The sequence below is a fragment of the Paracoccus albus genome, assembly GCF_027913035.1.
Classification (GTDB): Bacteria; Pseudomonadota; Alphaproteobacteria; order Rhodobacterales; family Rhodobacteraceae; genus Paracoccus; species Paracoccus albus.
This window is the reverse complement of record NZ_CP115775.1, coordinates 2872616-2887500: the sequence shown is the minus strand read 5'-3', so window position 1 is coordinate 2887500 and position 14885 is coordinate 2872616. Positions and strand designations below refer to the sequence as shown.

General features: G+C 61.6%; 13 protein-coding genes, 1 tRNA gene and 2 rRNA genes (1 of these 16 cut by a window edge). 15 read left to right on the top strand and 1 reads right to left on the bottom strand.

What is annotated here, in order from left to right:
- From PAF20_RS14530 to PAF20_RS14515, 4 genes are all read left to right on the top strand, one after another.
- Positions 1-617 (top strand): 23S ribosomal RNA (locus PAF20_RS14530) (it extends 2219 nt beyond the left edge of the window).
- An 88-nt stretch (positions 618-705) separates the two neighbouring features.
- Positions 706-820 (top strand): 5S ribosomal RNA (gene rrf / locus PAF20_RS14525).
- An 87-nt stretch (positions 821-907) separates the two neighbouring features.
- Positions 908-984: transfer RNA gene (locus PAF20_RS14520), tRNA-Met, on the top strand.
- 223 nt (positions 985-1207) lie between these two features.
- The gene (locus tag PAF20_RS14515) at positions 1208-1396 is read left to right on the top strand and encodes a hypothetical protein (protein ID WP_353620597.1); all 189 of its coding nucleotides are present in this window, start codon (positions 1208-1210) and stop codon (positions 1394-1396) included.
- 30 nt (positions 1397-1426) lie between these two features.
- Here the strand turns inward: PAF20_RS14515 and PAF20_RS14510 are convergent, their stop codons facing one another.
- Positions 1427-2437 carry a LacI family DNA-binding transcriptional regulator gene (locus PAF20_RS14510; RefSeq protein ID WP_271071316.1) on the bottom strand — a complete coding sequence of 337 codons (1011 nt, stop codon included), beginning with the start codon at positions 2435-2437 and terminating at the stop codon, positions 1427-1429.
- A 137-nt stretch (positions 2438-2574) separates the two neighbouring features.
- On the opposite strand from PAF20_RS14510, the gene iolG reads away from it, so the two are divergent.
- From iolG to PAF20_RS14455, 11 genes are all read left to right on the top strand, one after another.
- Positions 2575-3585, top strand: coding sequence for an inositol 2-dehydrogenase (iolG, locus tag PAF20_RS14505; RefSeq protein ID WP_271071315.1), 1011 nt, complete (start codon positions 2575-2577; stop codon positions 3583-3585).
- On the top strand, positions 3585-4439 hold the full coding sequence (locus PAF20_RS14500; protein WP_271071314.1) for a sugar phosphate isomerase/epimerase family protein: 855 nt from the start codon (positions 3585-3587) through the stop codon (positions 4437-4439). The genes iolG and PAF20_RS14500 overlap by 1 nt, the downstream gene beginning before the upstream one ends.
- Before the next feature lie 47 nt (positions 4440-4486).
- Positions 4487-5404: a sugar ABC transporter substrate-binding protein gene (locus PAF20_RS14495; RefSeq protein ID WP_271071313.1), complete on the top strand. Its 918-nt coding sequence runs from the start codon at positions 4487-4489 to the stop codon at positions 5402-5404.
- A gap of 60 nt (positions 5405-5464) precedes the next feature.
- Entirely contained in the window at positions 5465-6568 is a 1104-nt protein-coding gene (locus tag PAF20_RS14490; protein ID WP_271071312.1) for an ABC transporter permease, read from the top strand.
- A 1-nt stretch (position 6569) separates the two neighbouring features.
- Positions 6570-7346, top strand: coding sequence for an ATP-binding cassette domain-containing protein (locus PAF20_RS14485; protein ID WP_271071311.1), 777 nt, complete (start codon positions 6570-6572; stop codon positions 7344-7346).
- Positions 7347-7392: 46 nt separating this feature from the next.
- Complete coding sequence (locus PAF20_RS14480) at positions 7393-8529, top strand: Gfo/Idh/MocA family protein (RefSeq protein WP_271071310.1); 1137 nt, start codon at positions 7393-7395, stop codon at positions 8527-8529.
- Positions 8516-10471 carry a bifunctional 5-dehydro-2-deoxygluconokinase/5-dehydro-2-deoxyphosphogluconate aldolase gene (locus tag PAF20_RS14475; protein WP_271071309.1) on the top strand — a complete coding sequence of 652 codons (1956 nt, stop codon included), beginning with the start codon at positions 8516-8518 and terminating at the stop codon, positions 10469-10471. Before PAF20_RS14480 ends, PAF20_RS14475 begins: the two co-directional genes overlap by 14 nt.
- Before the next feature lie 10 nt (positions 10472-10481).
- Positions 10482-12320, top strand: a complete 1839-nt coding sequence (gene iolD / locus PAF20_RS14470) for a 3D-(3,5/4)-trihydroxycyclohexane-1,2-dione acylhydrolase (decyclizing) (RefSeq protein ID WP_271073338.1) — start codon at positions 10482-10484, stop codon at positions 12318-12320.
- Positions 12321-12327: 7 nt separating this feature from the next.
- The gene (iolE, locus tag PAF20_RS14465) at positions 12328-13242 is read left to right on the top strand and encodes a myo-inosose-2 dehydratase (protein WP_271071308.1); all 915 of its coding nucleotides are present in this window, start codon (positions 12328-12330) and stop codon (positions 13240-13242) included.
- Positions 13243-13367: 125 nt separating this feature from the next.
- On the top strand, positions 13368-14162 hold the full coding sequence (iolB, locus tag PAF20_RS14460; RefSeq protein ID WP_271071307.1) for a 5-deoxy-glucuronate isomerase: 795 nt from the start codon (positions 13368-13370) through the stop codon (positions 14160-14162).
- A 123-nt stretch (positions 14163-14285) separates the two neighbouring features.
- Positions 14286-14846: a DUF3489 domain-containing protein gene (locus PAF20_RS14455; protein ID WP_271071306.1), complete on the top strand. Its 561-nt coding sequence runs from the start codon at positions 14286-14288 to the stop codon at positions 14844-14846.
- Positions 14847-14885 lie beyond the last annotated feature (39 nt).

Below are 14885 nucleotides of genomic sequence, written 5' to 3'. Positions count from 1 at the left end.
GTAACGGAGGCGCGCGAAGGTTGGCTCAGAGCGGTCGGAAATCGCTCGTTGAGTGCAATGGCAGAAGCCAGCCTGACTGCAAGACTGACAAGTCGAGCAGAGTCGAAAGACGGCCATAGTGATCCGGTGGTCCCGAGTGGAAGGGCCATCGCTCAACGGATAAAAGGTACGCTGGGGATAACAGGCTGATGATGCCCAAGAGTCCATATCGACGGCATCGTTTGGCACCTCGATGTCGGCTCATCTCATCCTGGGGCTGGAGCAGGTCCCAAGGGTACGGCTGTTCGCCGTTTAAAGAGGTACGTGAGCTGGGTTTAGAACGTCGTGAGACAGTTCGGTCCCTATCTGCCGTGGGTGTAGGATACTTGAGAGGAGTTGCCCCTAGTACGAGAGGACCGGGGTGAACGTTCCACTGGTGGACCAGTTGTCGTGCCAACGGCAGTGCTGGGTAGCTATGAACGGACAGGATAAACGCTGAAGGCATCTAAGCGTGAAGCCCCCCTCAAAACCAGGTATCCCTTGAGAGCCGTGGAAGACCACCACGTCGATAGGCCGGAGATGTAAGCGCAGCAATGCGTTCAGTTGACCGGTACTAATGGCTCGACAGGCTTGATTTGATCCGGAAGTGGCCAGACCGCCACTTCCAAAAGCATCCTTGGACAACTTCCCGGCCCAAAGCCGGAGCGCTGAGCGTTTCTTCTCCGATCTGGTGGACATAGCACGAGCAAAACACCCGATCCCATCCCGAACTCGGCCGTTAAGTGCCGTCGCGCCAATGGTACTGCGTCTCAAGACGTGGGAGAGTAGGTCACCGCCAGATCTGACAAGAAACGCAAATCTCTCTAAACGATGAACAAACCGCACCATCAAAACCAGATCGGTGCAACCGTGCGCCAAGCACACCTGTCGCGGGGTAGAGCAGCCCGGTAGCTCGTCAGGCTCATAACCTGAAGGTCGTAGGTTCAAATCCTACCCCCGCAACCAAAAATTCCCCTAAGATCAAACGCTTGTATGCCAGCGAAAATAGTCGAGCATCCCAAGCGCGCATCCACATCAACGCCACATCAACGTTTGAAGAGGCGGGTGGCCGTGTAGACGGTAAGCGCCAAGCAAGGCGTCAGGGCTACAAAATTCAAACATTGAATTTTCCCTGCGGATCACCTCCTTTGTCGCGGCGGGGCGGCTGGTTGGTTATGCCGAACCGCGCATGTCACTTTGGGATTGCTGCGCGGCATACGCCTTGATCGATGCAGCAGGCGGGCGCACGGCGCCCATCGGTGCGCAGGCGTTGCAAGGCCGACCGTTCGGCGTGCTCGCCTCAATGCCGCAGGACTTTGCCCGCCTTCGTGATCTGACAGATTTCGACAATGACGAATGGGAGATCGGGCGCGCGTGACAACCGCCCCGGATCATCGTCGGTTGCAGGTCATGCGCCGCGGATCACAAGCCGACCGGGCAGAAAGTCGCTGCGGGTTCGCTTGCCTTCAAGCACCTCTATAAGGCTTTCGCACATCGCTGTGATCGGCTGACGATAGGTTGTCAGATCATAGGCCGGGGCCGCGGCAAGCGGAATATCGTCGAAGCCCGTCACAGCAACCTCGGCCGAGGTTCCGCGATGCTGACGGACGGCATCGGCCACGCCGATCGCAAGAATGTCGTTCTCACAGACCATGACGTCGGGTCGATCAGAACCCGTCATCTCGTTCAGCAGTTCGTGTGCGGTTTCAATGGCCGACTGAAAATTATAGCCATCGGCATGACGCGCGGGGACATGCTGCCCGGTTCGCTTCCGCCAATATGTGCTGAAGCTGTCCAGCCGGTGAAGTTTGGCCGATTGCGTGTCCGGTCCGGCGATGAAGGCCGGCCGTCGAAACCCACGCGCCAACAGGTGATTGCCGATTTCGCGCATCGCAAGCTTGTCGTCACATGCGATTGTCAGCGTGTTCGGGTTGTGGCTGTAACGCGCAAAAACGACCAGCTTCTTCACCCGCCGCGCCCCTAGCGCCGTATCCAGCACCCGGTCATCAAAGCGCGTGCCGATCATCACTGCCGCATCGACGCGCCGCTGACTTGCCGCCAGCAGCGCGGCAGAGGCATCCTCGCTTTCCGACATATTGACCAACAACGTGCCCCAGCCGTGCGACCACAGGATACGGGTCAGTCGTTCCAGCAGCACGAGCTTATGCGGGTTATTGAAATCATTGGTAATAAGCGCCACCAGATGTGACCGGTCCGAGGCGAGCGACGCGGCCAGAAGGTCAGGCGCATAGCCAAGCCGTTCCGCCGCAGCCATCACCTTCTTGCGACTTTTAGCAGAGATCGAGGCGTCCTTCTTGAACGCTCGCGCCACGGTCCAGCGTGACACCCCGGCGGCTTCGGCCACGTCGTCGGCAGTGACGGCGGCGCCTGGTTCGGGGCTTTCGGTTATCTCGTCCATGACCACAAGCTACGCGGGAAAGCGGGTCGTGCAAAGCAAATTGCACGCGTGAGCAATTTTTTCTTGCACGCGCGTGCACTGATGTGCAGTGTTGGAGCCAACAAGATGGTCTGCTGTGATTCGGGGGAGGAGTCAGGATGATCAGGGTTGCCCTGTTGGGGGCTGGCCGCATTGGTCAGGTTCATGCGAAATCCATTACCGCAAATGACGATTGCCAGTTGGTCGCCGTCGCCGATGCGCTGCCACAGGCGGCACAAGATCTGGCTGCTCAGATCGGGGCAGAGGTCCGGTCCATCGACGAAATCCTTGCCGATGACAGCATTCAGGCCGTGCTGATCGCGACCTCCACCGACACGCATTCCGATCTGATCGAACGAGCCACGGCAGCTGGCAAGGCCGTGCTGTGCGAAAAGCCGGTTGATCTTTCTCTGGATCGCGCACTGGCAGCGCTGAAAGCCGCCGAAGGGACCGGCCAGCCGGTCATGGTGGGTTTCAACCGCCGCTTTGATCCCAATTTCGCAGCGTTGAAGGCGGCTTTCGATGGCGGAGAAATCGGCAAGGGCGAATTGCTGTCGATCACCTCCTACGATCCTGCGCCCCCGCCGGTCAGCTATGTAAAGGTCTCTGGCGGGTTGTTCCGCGACATGATGATCCATGACTTCGATATGGCCTGCTGGGTATTTGGCGGCCCACCGGCGCGCGTTACCGCGACCGGCAGCGCGATTGTCGATCCCGAAATCGGGGCTGCGGGCGATGTGGATACTGCCGCTGTGACCCTGCAATGGGATGATGGCCGCATTGGCGTCATCAAAAACTCGCGCCGGGCCGGTTATGGCTATGACCAACGGATCGAATTACTTGGCTCCAAGGGGTTGCTGTCAGCCAAAAACGTGCTGGAGAACACGGTTGAGAAAATCTCCGCCGAAGGTGCGAGCGCCGCGAAGCCGGTCTATTTTTTCCTCGAACGCTATATGCGCGCCTATGAAATCGAATGGACCGCATTCATCGACGCGTTGAAGTCGGGCGATACCATGCCGGTCACGCTGCGTGAAGGCGTCGCCGCGCTTGCCTGTGCCGAGGCTGCGACTAAATCGGCGCAAACGGGCGAAACCGTGGCGATCACGGCGGATATGCTGGGGCCAGCGTGATGCGGCAGACCGGCTGCTGCACATGGATTTTCGGCGGCGAGGACCTGACCTCCATTGCCGCCCGCGTCAAGCGTGCCGGGATGGACGGGATAGAGCTGCATGGAGATTTCGAAGGCATCGACCCCGAACAGGCCGGTCGCATCTTTGCCGATCAGGGGCTGACGATCTTCTCGACCACGCCCGGCGATGCCGACATTTCCCACCCTGATCCGGCAATCCGCGAAGATGCAGTCCGTCGCTATACTGCGCTGATCGACTGGGCCAAACGCCTGAACCAGCCTGACGGTCTGCCGCGTATTTCCTGCCACGGCCTCGTTCAGCGCATCCGGCCGATCAGCACGCAGGCCGAGGAAGACCGGTATCTTGCCGAAAGCACCAGACGCATCTGCGCCGCCGCCGAAAAGGCCGGCCTGCCTGTCGTGTTCGAGATCCTGAACCGCTACGAGTCCCACCAGATCCGCACCGTCGCCGAAGGGCTCGCGCTGCTGGAACAGGTCGGCGCGCCCAATCTGTCGCTGCTGCCCGACGCCTATCACATGAACATCGAAGAAGCCGATCCCGCCGCCGCCTTGCTGGCTGGCGGAAAACATATCGGCCTTTATCACGCCGCCGATTCCAATCGCGGCGCCATTGGCGACGGTCATACCGATTTCGCCGCACAAATCGCGGCGCTTGATGCCATCGGCTATGACGGCCCGATCATCATCGAACCCGCAGCCCCCGGCCCCGATCCATTCAATACGGATAAGGGTAAGGGGTTTCGTGATACGCTCGAAGATATTCTGACGCGCTCGGTCCGCGCGATCCGGCAGATCGGGCAACAGAACCCATCGGGTGCAGCACGCACCGGATGAGCAGGGCGCTGAGGAGACGCCCGAACATCACCAACAGGAGGAGACATATGAAACATCTTTTCGCAACCGCCGCCATGACACTGGCACTGGCCACGCCGTCGCTGGCACAGGAAATCGTCGTCGTCGCCCACGGTCAGGCGAATGACCCGTTCTGGTCCGTGGTCAAGAACGGCGCCGCCAAAGCGGGCGAGGATACCGGCGCCAATGTCGATTTCCGCTCGCCCGAGACATTCGACATGGTCCAGATGAGCCAGCTGATCGACGCCGCCGTCAACCAGGAACCCGACGGGCTGATCGTCTCGATCCCGGATGCCGATGCGCTTGGGCCGTCGATCCAGCGTGCGGTAGAGGCTGGCATTCCGGTAATTTCGATGAATTCTGGCGGTGACGTGGCCAAGGACCTCGGCGCGCTTCTGCATGTCGGCCAGTCCGAATATGACGCCGGCGTCAGGGCTGGCGAACAGCTTGCCGAGATGGGCGGCACCAAGGGCATCTGCGTCAACCAGGAAGTCGGCAATGTCTCGCTCGATCAGCGTTGCGACGGTTTCGCCGAAGGTTTCGGCGGCCCGGTCGAAGTTCTCCCGACCCAGAACGACCCTGCCGAAGTTCAGTCCAAGGTCCGCGCCGCACTTGAATCCGACCCTGAGGTCAACGCAATCCTCAGCCTGAATGCCACACTGGTGGGCGAACAGGCGGTCGAAGCCGCTGCAGCCGTTGGCCGCGATGATGTGCTGATTGCGACCTTCGACATGTCGGCCGGCTTCCTTGAGGCAGTGTCCGACGGTCGCGCCGCCTTTGCCATCGACCAGCAGCAATATCTGCAAGGCTACCTGCCGGTCAGCTTCCTTGCGCTGCATGCCAATTACGGCCTGATGCCCGGCGGCGACGTGCCTTCGGGTCCGAACCTGATCACGCAGGACAAGGCCGCGCAGGTGGTCGAACTGTCCGCACAAGGTATTCGCTAAGCACATTCGGCAGGCGTGACACTCACGCCTGCCAATCAATTCAGGGTGGGGGACCTGACAATGACGGACAGCACCGTTCCGCCGGACGAGCGGATCAAATCCGAATCTTTCATGACCCGCATGATGAAGCGCCCCGAACTGGGTGCGATCAGTGGCGTTATACTGGTGACGATCTTCTTTCTGATAACTGCCGACAGCACCATGTTTACCCTGTCGGGCGTGATGAACTTCATGACCCCCGCCGCGCAGCTTGGCATCCTTGGCATTGCCGCCGCCATGCTGATGATCGGTGGTGAGTTCGATCTGTCCATTGGCTCGATGGTCGCCTTTACCGGCCTCATCTTCGGTGTTCTGGTCGTCAATATGGGTCTTCCGCTGGTCGCCGCGATCCCGCTGACACTCGCCGCGGCCGCTACAATGGGTGCATTGAACGGCTATGTTGTCATCCGAACCGGCCTGCCCAGCTTCATCGTGACGCTCGCTTTTCTGTTCATCCTGCGCGGCGCCTCTCTCGTCGGATTGAAATGGTTCACCGGCGGTTCTACGCAGCTTCGCGGTGTCCGCGATGCGGTGCAGGACGACTTTCTGACCCCATTCTTTTCCGGCGACGCCTTCCCCGGCCTGTTCACACGCGCGGCAGAGCTTGGCATCATCGACAGCTTCAATTCCGGCGCACCCAAAGTTCCCGGCATCCCGGCCGAGATCCTGTGGTTCATCGTCATGGCACTTGTCTGCACATTCGTGCTTCTGCGCACGCCAGCAGGCAACTGGATCTTCGCCACCGGCGGCGATGACAACGCGGCCGCCAATTCCGGCGTCCCGGTCAAGCGCGTCAAGGTTTCGCTTTTCATGCTGACCGCATGCGCCGCAGCACTGGTCGCCATTATCACCGTGATCGACGCCGGTTCCACCGACGCCCGCCGCGGCTTCATGAAGGAATTCGAGGCGATTATCACCGCCGTCATCGGCGGCTGTCTGCTGACCGGCGGCTACGGCTCGGCCACAGGCGCATTCTTCGGCGCGATCATCTTCGGCATGGTCACAATCGGGCTGACCTATACCGATTTCGATCAGGACTGGTTCCAGGTCTTCCTGGGCGGCATGCTGCTGCTGGCGGTCGTGTTCAACAACCTTATCCGCAAGCGCGTGACGGGGGAGCGTTAAGATGGCCGATCCCATCATCCATATGGAAAACATCAAGAAGCACTTCGGCAACGTCATTGCCCTGAACGGCGTGACTTTCGATGTGCGCCCCGGCGAATGCCATTGCCTTCTGGGCGATAACGGCGCGGGGAAATCCACCTTCATCAAGACCATGTCGGGCGTGCACAAACCCACCGCGGGAGAGATCTTCTTCGAAGGCAAACCGCTCAGCTTCGACAGCCCGCGCGACGCGATGGAGGCAGGAATTGCCACCGTCTTTCAGGACCTTGCCATGATCCCGCTGATGAGCGTCACGCGCAATTTCTTCATGGGCCGTGAACCCACGAAAGGCGGGCTGATAAAACGCTTCGACGTGGACAAGGCCAATGCCATCACGATGGAGGAAATGCGCCGCATGGGCATCAACCTGCGCGCGCCGGATCAGGCCGTGGGTACGCTGTCGGGCGGCGAACGCCAGACGGTGGCCATCGCGCGCGCCGTCTATTTCGGGGCCAAGGTGCTGATCCTTGACGAACCGACCTCGGCCCTTGGTGTGCGTCAGACATCTAACGTGCTGGCAACCATCGACCGGGTCCGCAATCAGGGCGTGGGCGTCGTTTTCATCAGCCACAACGTGCGCCATGCCATGGCCGTCGGCGACCGTTTCACCGTGCTGAACCGGGGCCAGACGCTGGGCACGGCGGTGAAGGGCGAAATCGACGCGGCCGAGTTGCAGGACATGATGGCCGGCGGGCAGGAAATGGCCCAGCTTGAAGGCTCGCTCGGCGGGACGATCTGAAACAGCGGGCAGGCCGTCCGCGCCTGCCCATCGACAGGAAGCCGAAATGACCGAGAATATGCCTACCAAACCCCTTGGCGTTGCCCTGATCGGCACCGGCTTCATGGGCAAATGTCACGCAATGGCATGGCGCAATGTCGCGACCGTGTTTGGCGGCGCGCATCCCCGGCTGGAGGTGCTTTGCGACACCCCCGCCGACAAGGCCGGCGACTTCGCCGCGCAATTCGGCTTTGCCCGTGGCAGTGAGGATTGGCAGGCGGCGGTGGCCGATCCGGCGGTCGATGTTGTCTCGATCACCACGCCGAACGGGATGCACCGCCCCATGGCAGAGGCCGCGCTGAATGCGGGCAAGCATGTCTGGCTGGAAAAGCCCATGGCGTTGACCTTGGCCGACGCGCAGTCAATGGCCGATCTGGCCGCCGCCCATCCGGCGCAGGTGACGCTTCTGGGCTATAACTACCTGCGCAGCCCGGCCTTCCAGGCGGCGCAGCGTCTGGTCACAGGCGGCGCAATCGGTCGTCCCCTGGCCTTCCGTGGTGTTTATGATGAAGATTACTCGGCCGATCCCAACCTGCCTTGGTCGTGGCGCATGACTCATGCGGGCGGGGGGCTGGGTGTGCTGGGCGACCTTGGTTGCCACCTTATCAGCCAGATGCTGGCGCTGATGGGGCCGGTCGATGAAGTCACCGCCATGACCCAGATTGCCGTGCCTAACCGACCATCGCCGGAAGGGCCTCGCGCGGTCGAAAACGAAGACAGTGCAATGGCACTCATCCGCTTTTCATCGGGTGCGCATGGCAGCTTCGCCACCTCTCGCGTTGCCCGTGGCCGCAAATGCCGTCTGCAATGGGAAATCCACGGGACCGAGGGCAGCATCGTCTTTGATCAGGAAAACATGAACGAGCTTTGGGTGCATCAGATGGGAGAAGCCGGTTTCACCCGCCACCTGACCGGCCCGGAGCAGCCCGACTTCGCAGCTTTCTGCCCCGCACCCGGCCATAATTTCGGCTTCAACGAACAGAAGGTCATCGAATGCCGTGATCTTGTCCGTGCAATCTCTGGTGGCCCTGCCGCCGCGCCGGATTTCGTGGCCGGATTGCGGATCGAACGGATCATTCACGCCATGGCTGTATCAAACGGCCAGCCAATCAGGATCGAAGAGGCCGCTTATGAAAACGCTTGATCTGATCACCATCGGGCGCAGCAGCGTTGACCTCTATGGCGACCAAATCGGTGGTCGTTTGGAGGATATGGGGTCTTTCAGCAAATATATCGGTGGCAGTCCGACCAATATCGCCTGCGGGACCGCCCGGCTGGGGCTGAAATCGGCGGTCATCACCGCCGTTGGCGACGAACATATGGGCCGTTTCATTCGCGAACAGCTTGAACGCGAGGGCGTGGACACGCGGGGCGTCAAGACGGATCCGGACCGGCTGACCGCCCTGGTTCTGCTGGGCATCCGCGATGAGGAAGGCTTTCCGCTGATCTTCTATCGCGAAAATTGCGCCGATATGGGGCTGACCAAGGCCGATATTGACGAGGATTTCATAGCCTCGGCCCGCAGCGTCTTGGCCACCGGCACCCATCTGTCGCACCCCCAGACCCGCGCGGCGGTGCTGAAGGCCTTGGAACTGGCGAAAAAACACGGCGCGAAAACGGCGCTGGATATCGATTATCGCCCGAATCTATGGGGCGTGGCCGGTCATGGCGACGGCGAAAGTCGGTTTGTCGAAAGCGAAAAGGTCACGGCGGAGCTGCAATCCACCTTGCATCTTTTCGACCTGATCGTCGGCACCGAGGAGGAATTTCACATCGCCGGCGGCAGCACCGACACCATCGAGGCCCTGCGCGCGGTGCGCAAGGTCTCGGACGCCACGCTCGTCTGCAAACGCGGCGCGGCAGGCGCAGTGGCGTTCGAGGGCGCAATCCCCGATAGCCTCGACGATGGCCAGACCGGCCCTGGCTTCCCCATCGAGGTGTTCAACGTCCTCGGCGCGGGGGACGGCTTTTTCTCGGGCCTGATGAAAGGCTGGCTGGATGGCGAGGACTGGCCCACGGCGCTGAAATACGCCAATGCCTGCGGCGCCTTCGCCGTCAGCCGCCACGGCTGCACACCCGCCTATCCGAGCCTTGCCGAACTGGACTTCTTCCTGAAACGCGGCGTCCGACGCCCCGATCTGCGCAACGATGCCGAGCTGGAACAGATCCACTGGGCCACCAACCGGCAGGGCCGTATGGGCGGCGATTGGTCGACCATGCGCGTCTTCGCCTTCGACCACCGTCTGCAACTGGAGGAGATGGAGGGCTACACGCCCGACAAAGGCGGCGCGTTCAAGCAACTCTGCTTGCAGGCCGCGTTGAAGGTCGCAGACGGGCAGGGCGGCTACGGTATCCTGTGTGACAACCGCATCGGCCGCGCGGCGCTGCACGCGGCATCCGGCACCGGTCTGTGGATCGGGCGTCCCGCGGAATGGCCGGGCTCTCGCCCGCTGGCGCTTGAACCGGAGCTCGGCCCCGATTGCGGCGCGCTGAACCAATGGGCGCGGGAGAACGTGGTCAAGCTGTTGTGCTTCTGCCACCCCGATGACGTTGCGGAGACTCGCGCCGAACAAGAGGCCACCGTCAAACGCCTGTTCACCGCCGCCCGCCGCAACGGTCTGGATTTCCTGCTGGAGATCATCCCGTCAAAGGTCGGGCCGGTCGATAACATGACCACGGCAACGCTGATCCGGCAATTCTACGCCATCGGCGTCTATCCCGACTGGTGGAAGCTGGAACCGATGCAGACCCGCGAAGGCTGGCAGAATGCCATCGCCGCCATCGAGGAACACGATAAGCATACACGCGGCATTGTCGTACTTGGCCTCGACGCGCCGGAGGATGAGCTCGCCGTCAGTTTCGAGGCCGCCGCGCGATTTGATCTGGTCAAGGGGTTCGCGGTCGGACGCACGATCTTCGGCGATGCCGCACGGGCGTGGATGCGCGGCGAAATGAGTGATCAGGACGCGGTGGCGCAGATGGCGCAGCGCTACGCGCGCCTCTGCACGCTTTGGGACGATGCCCGCGCGCATGTGAACGATGCCGCCCGAGCGCCGGGGTATTTGAATGAAGAAGAACGCCTTTGAGGAGTTGGCGATGGGCAACAAGATCAGGCTGACGGCGGCGCAAGCGATGGTTCGCTGGCTGTCGGTTCAGAACAACGAAGAGGGTCAGCGTTTTATTGATGGTGTCTGGGCGATCTTCGGGCATGGCAATGTGGCGGGCCTGGGTGAGGCGCTGCAGGGTATGGGCGATGCGCTGCCGACATGGCGCGGTCAGAACGAACAGACCATGGCCCATGCCGCGATTGCATTTGCGAAGGGGAATGCGCGGCGCAGGGCGCAGGCGGTGACGACCTCCATCGGGCCGGGGGCCACGAATGTGGTAACGGCGGCCGCGCTCGCGCATGTGAACCGCCTGCCGCTGCTGGTCATTGCTGGCGATGTGTTCGCCAATCGCCGTCCCGATCCGGTGTTGCAGCAGATCGAGGATTTTGATGATGGTACGGTCAGCGCCAATGACTGCTTCCGGCCTGTCGTGCGTTATTTCGATCGCATCACCCGGCCAGAGCATCTGCTGACGGCACTGCCACGCGCCATGCAGGTCATGACCGATCCGGCGAATTGCGGGCCGGTCTGTCTGTCCTTCTGTCAGGACGTTCAGGCCGAGGCCTATGACTGGCCGGACGCGTTCCTTGAACCGCGCATCTGGCGGATCCGCCGCTCCCAACCCGACCGGGCCGAACTGGCCGAAGTCGCGGAGATGATCCGCGGTGCGAAATCCCCGGTTATCGTCGCGGGCGGCGGGGTGATCTATTCCGGCGCCGAAGATACGCTGTCTGCGTTTGCGACCCGGCACAATATTCCGGTTATCGAAACGCAGGCCGGGAAATCCGCGTTGGCGCAGGATCACGTCATGAACTACGGCGCGGCAGGCGTCGATGGGTCTGGCGCGGCCAATTCCATGGCGGCGCAGGCCGATCTGGTCATCGCCATCGGCACGCGTCTGCAGGATTTCACCACCGGCTCGCGCACGCTGTTCGGGGATGCGCAACTGGCCGGCATCAATATTCAGCCCTATGACGCGGCAAAGCATGGCGGTGTAACCCTTGTCGCCGACGCGCGCGAGGCGCTCGACGCCCTGACTGCCGCGCTTGGCGATTACCGCGCCGATGCCGCGGACCCGGCCATCCGCGCAAGCTGGCTGGCTGCCGTCGATGGCCATTGCGCCGCGCCCTGCGATACCAACGCCCTGCCCACTGATGCGCAGGTCATCGGTGCGGTGCAGCGCGCGACCGGCCCCGATGCTGTCGCCATGTGTGCGGCAGGAACGATGCCGGGTGCGCTGAAGCTGTTGTGGCAACCAAGCCGGCATGGCTATCACATGGAATACGGGTTCAGCTGCATGGGCTATGAAATCGCAGGCGCGATGGGGCTGAAACTTGCCCGTCCAGATCGCGAAGTGATCTGTTTTGTCGGAGATGGCAGCTACATGATGGCCAATTCCGAACTGGCCACGGCAGTGATGCGGCGCGTTCCCTTTACTGTCGTGCTGACCGATAATCGTGGCTATGGCTGCATCAACCGATTGCAGCAAGGCACCGGCGGGGTGCCGTTCAACAACCTCTATGTGGACAGCAATATCGAGGTTCAGCCGCAGATCGACTTTGTGGGTCACGCCGCAAGCATGGGGGCCCATGCGGTGAAGGCGGGCGGCATCGCCGAGCTGGAGGCTGAGATCGCCAAGGCCCGCGACCGCGATATTCCGACGGTGATCGTGATCGACACGACGGCAGCCCCCGGACCGGGCGACGGGCTGGAAGGTGCGGGCCATTGGTGGGACGTGGCCGTGCCGGAGGTCGGCGAAACCGACAAGCTGCGCGACGCCTATGAAGTGTATCTGAAAAATGCCGCCAAGCAGCGGCTCGTGAATTGAGGGTGACATGATCCGCTACGGCACCAACCCAATCGCCTGGTCGAACGATGACGACCAATCCATCGGCGCCCATCTGAGCCTTGAGGATTGCCTGACCGATTGCCGCGAGATCGGCTTTGACGGCATCGAAAAGGGCCATAAGATGCCCTCGGACGGCGCTGAGCTTAAAGCTGCGCTTGGCGCTTTCGGGCTGCAATTCATCGGCGGGTGGCATTCGACGAATATCCTTGCCAACGGGTCAACGCCCGAGGTGGAGCGAGCGGCAATGGATGCCCATATTGCGATGTCCAAGGCCGCTGGCAGCGATGTCATCATCATCTGCGAATGCTCGAATACCGTTCATGGCAATAGCGAGGTTGCCGCCAATGACAGGCCTATCCTTTCGGATGAGGAATGGGACAGGTTGATGACGGGCATCAACGATCTGTCGGCGCACGCGGCGGGGCAGGGGATGCGCTTCTGCTATCACCACCATGCAGGTTCCTGCGTGGAAAGCGCCGAAGACATCGACCGATTCATGGCCGCGGCAGGGCCGGATGTTTACCTGCTTCTCGACACCGGCCACTGCACCTTTGGCGGTGCCAACCCGGCAGAGGTGGCGCGCAAATATATGGAACGCGTGGGTCATATCCACTGCAAGAACATCCGCCGCGAGTTCATGGATCAGGTTCGCACTGACGGTCTGTCCTTCATCGAAGCTGTCCGCCGCGGCATGTTCACCGTGCCGGGCGACCCCGAGGGCTGTGTCGATTTCGCCCCGATCCTGAGGATCGCCGCCGAACACGGCTATGACGGCTGGCTGGTGATCGAGGCCGAGCAGGACCCCGTTCAGCGCGATCCGCGTCACTATCAGTCGATGGGTCACACCGCCCTGCGCCAGATGGCCGCCGAGGCCGGGCTGGACCGTTGTCCGGTGGGCTGATGCGCCCCGCATGACGTATATACGGATTATATACGCGTTATAGACGCGATCCATACGCTTTGCACGGCGGTTCCAAGGCTTGCACCTGCCGCCCTTGCCGCCTCCCGATCCGGAAAGGAGACCCCATGCCCGATCTTCTGAAGAAACCCTTCGGCACCCATGGCAAGGTGCATCAGATCACCCCCGAAAACGCCGGCTGGCGCTATGTCGGATTCTCGCTTTACCGGCTGCGCGCGGGCGAGACGGCACAGGAGGCGACGGGTGAAAACGAGGTCATTCTGGTCATGGTCGAGGGCAAGGCACATATCGAGGCCGCCGGTCAGGATTGGGGCGAATTGGGTGACCGCATGGACGTGTTCGAAAAGACCCCTCCGCATTGCCTCTATGTCCCGAATGCCCAGCAATGGCAGGCCGAAGCGGTGACCGATTGCGTCGTCGCGGTCTGTTCCGCCCCCGGCCATGGCGGCCATCAGGCGCGCCGGATCGGCCCCGACGGCATCACCCTTACCGAACGCGGCAAGGGCACCAATACACGCCATATCAACAATATCGCCATGGAGGCCGAAGATTATTGCGACAGCCTTCTGGTGACCGAGGTCTTCACACCAGCAGGCCATTGGTCCAGCTATCCCAGCCACCGCCATGATGAGGACGACTTTCCGCGCATCACCTATCTGGAAGAGACATATTACCATCGCCTGAACCCCAGCAATGGCTGGGCAATTCAGCGCGTCTACACCGATGACGGTGCTCTGAATGAAACCATGGCCGTCAAGGATGGCGACGTCGTCTGCGTCCCCCGCGGCCACCACCCTTGCGGCGCGCCCTATGGGTTCGAGATGTACTATCTCAACGTCATGGCAGGACCGCGCAGGCACTGGCGATTCGTGGCCGCGCCGGAGGTCGAACACTTGATGTGAGGGAAGGTCGCCTGCCAGCGAACTCCCGGAAGAACCAGAGATGAGTAAAATGACAGTCAGAAGGCAATAATATTACCCTGAATTGCCTACTCGTCGGCGGCCGATGGAGCATGCTTTTCGAGGATGACGATCCAGTTCAACGACCCAGCCATGAACAAACTCACCAACACCCAAGCCCTGATACTGACCCGCGCCAGTATCCGGCCGGGCAATATCGCCCTGCCACTGCCTGAAGGGCTGCATGGCGCTGCGGCGAAAATGTCTGTCGGCAAAGTGATTGCGAACGGCTTTATCGAAGAAGTCGATGCCAACCTCCGGCGCAACGAACCGCTCTGGCGCGAGACCGGCGACGGCCATGGCACCACATTGATCGCCACCGATGCCGGGCTTGACGCCATCGGCATCGATCCGGTCGTGGTCAAGACCATGATGGGTTTGCGGGACGCGAAGCCCGAGGCCATCATCGCCGCCCAGCGCCCTGACACAAAACAGGCGCGGCTGATCTCGATGCTGCAGAGGCCCGAAGGCGCAACTATTGCAGAGGTTGCCGAGGCGCTGGGCTGGTTGCATCATTCGATTCGAGGCGCAATCTCCGGCTCGTTGAAAAGGAAGCTGGGGTTGCAGGTCACTTCTGAGAAGAATGCGAAGAGAGGCCGGATCTACAGAATCTGTCGCGAGGAGTGATCGTTTTGCCTCTGCCTGCCGGGTGATCCCGGACATGCC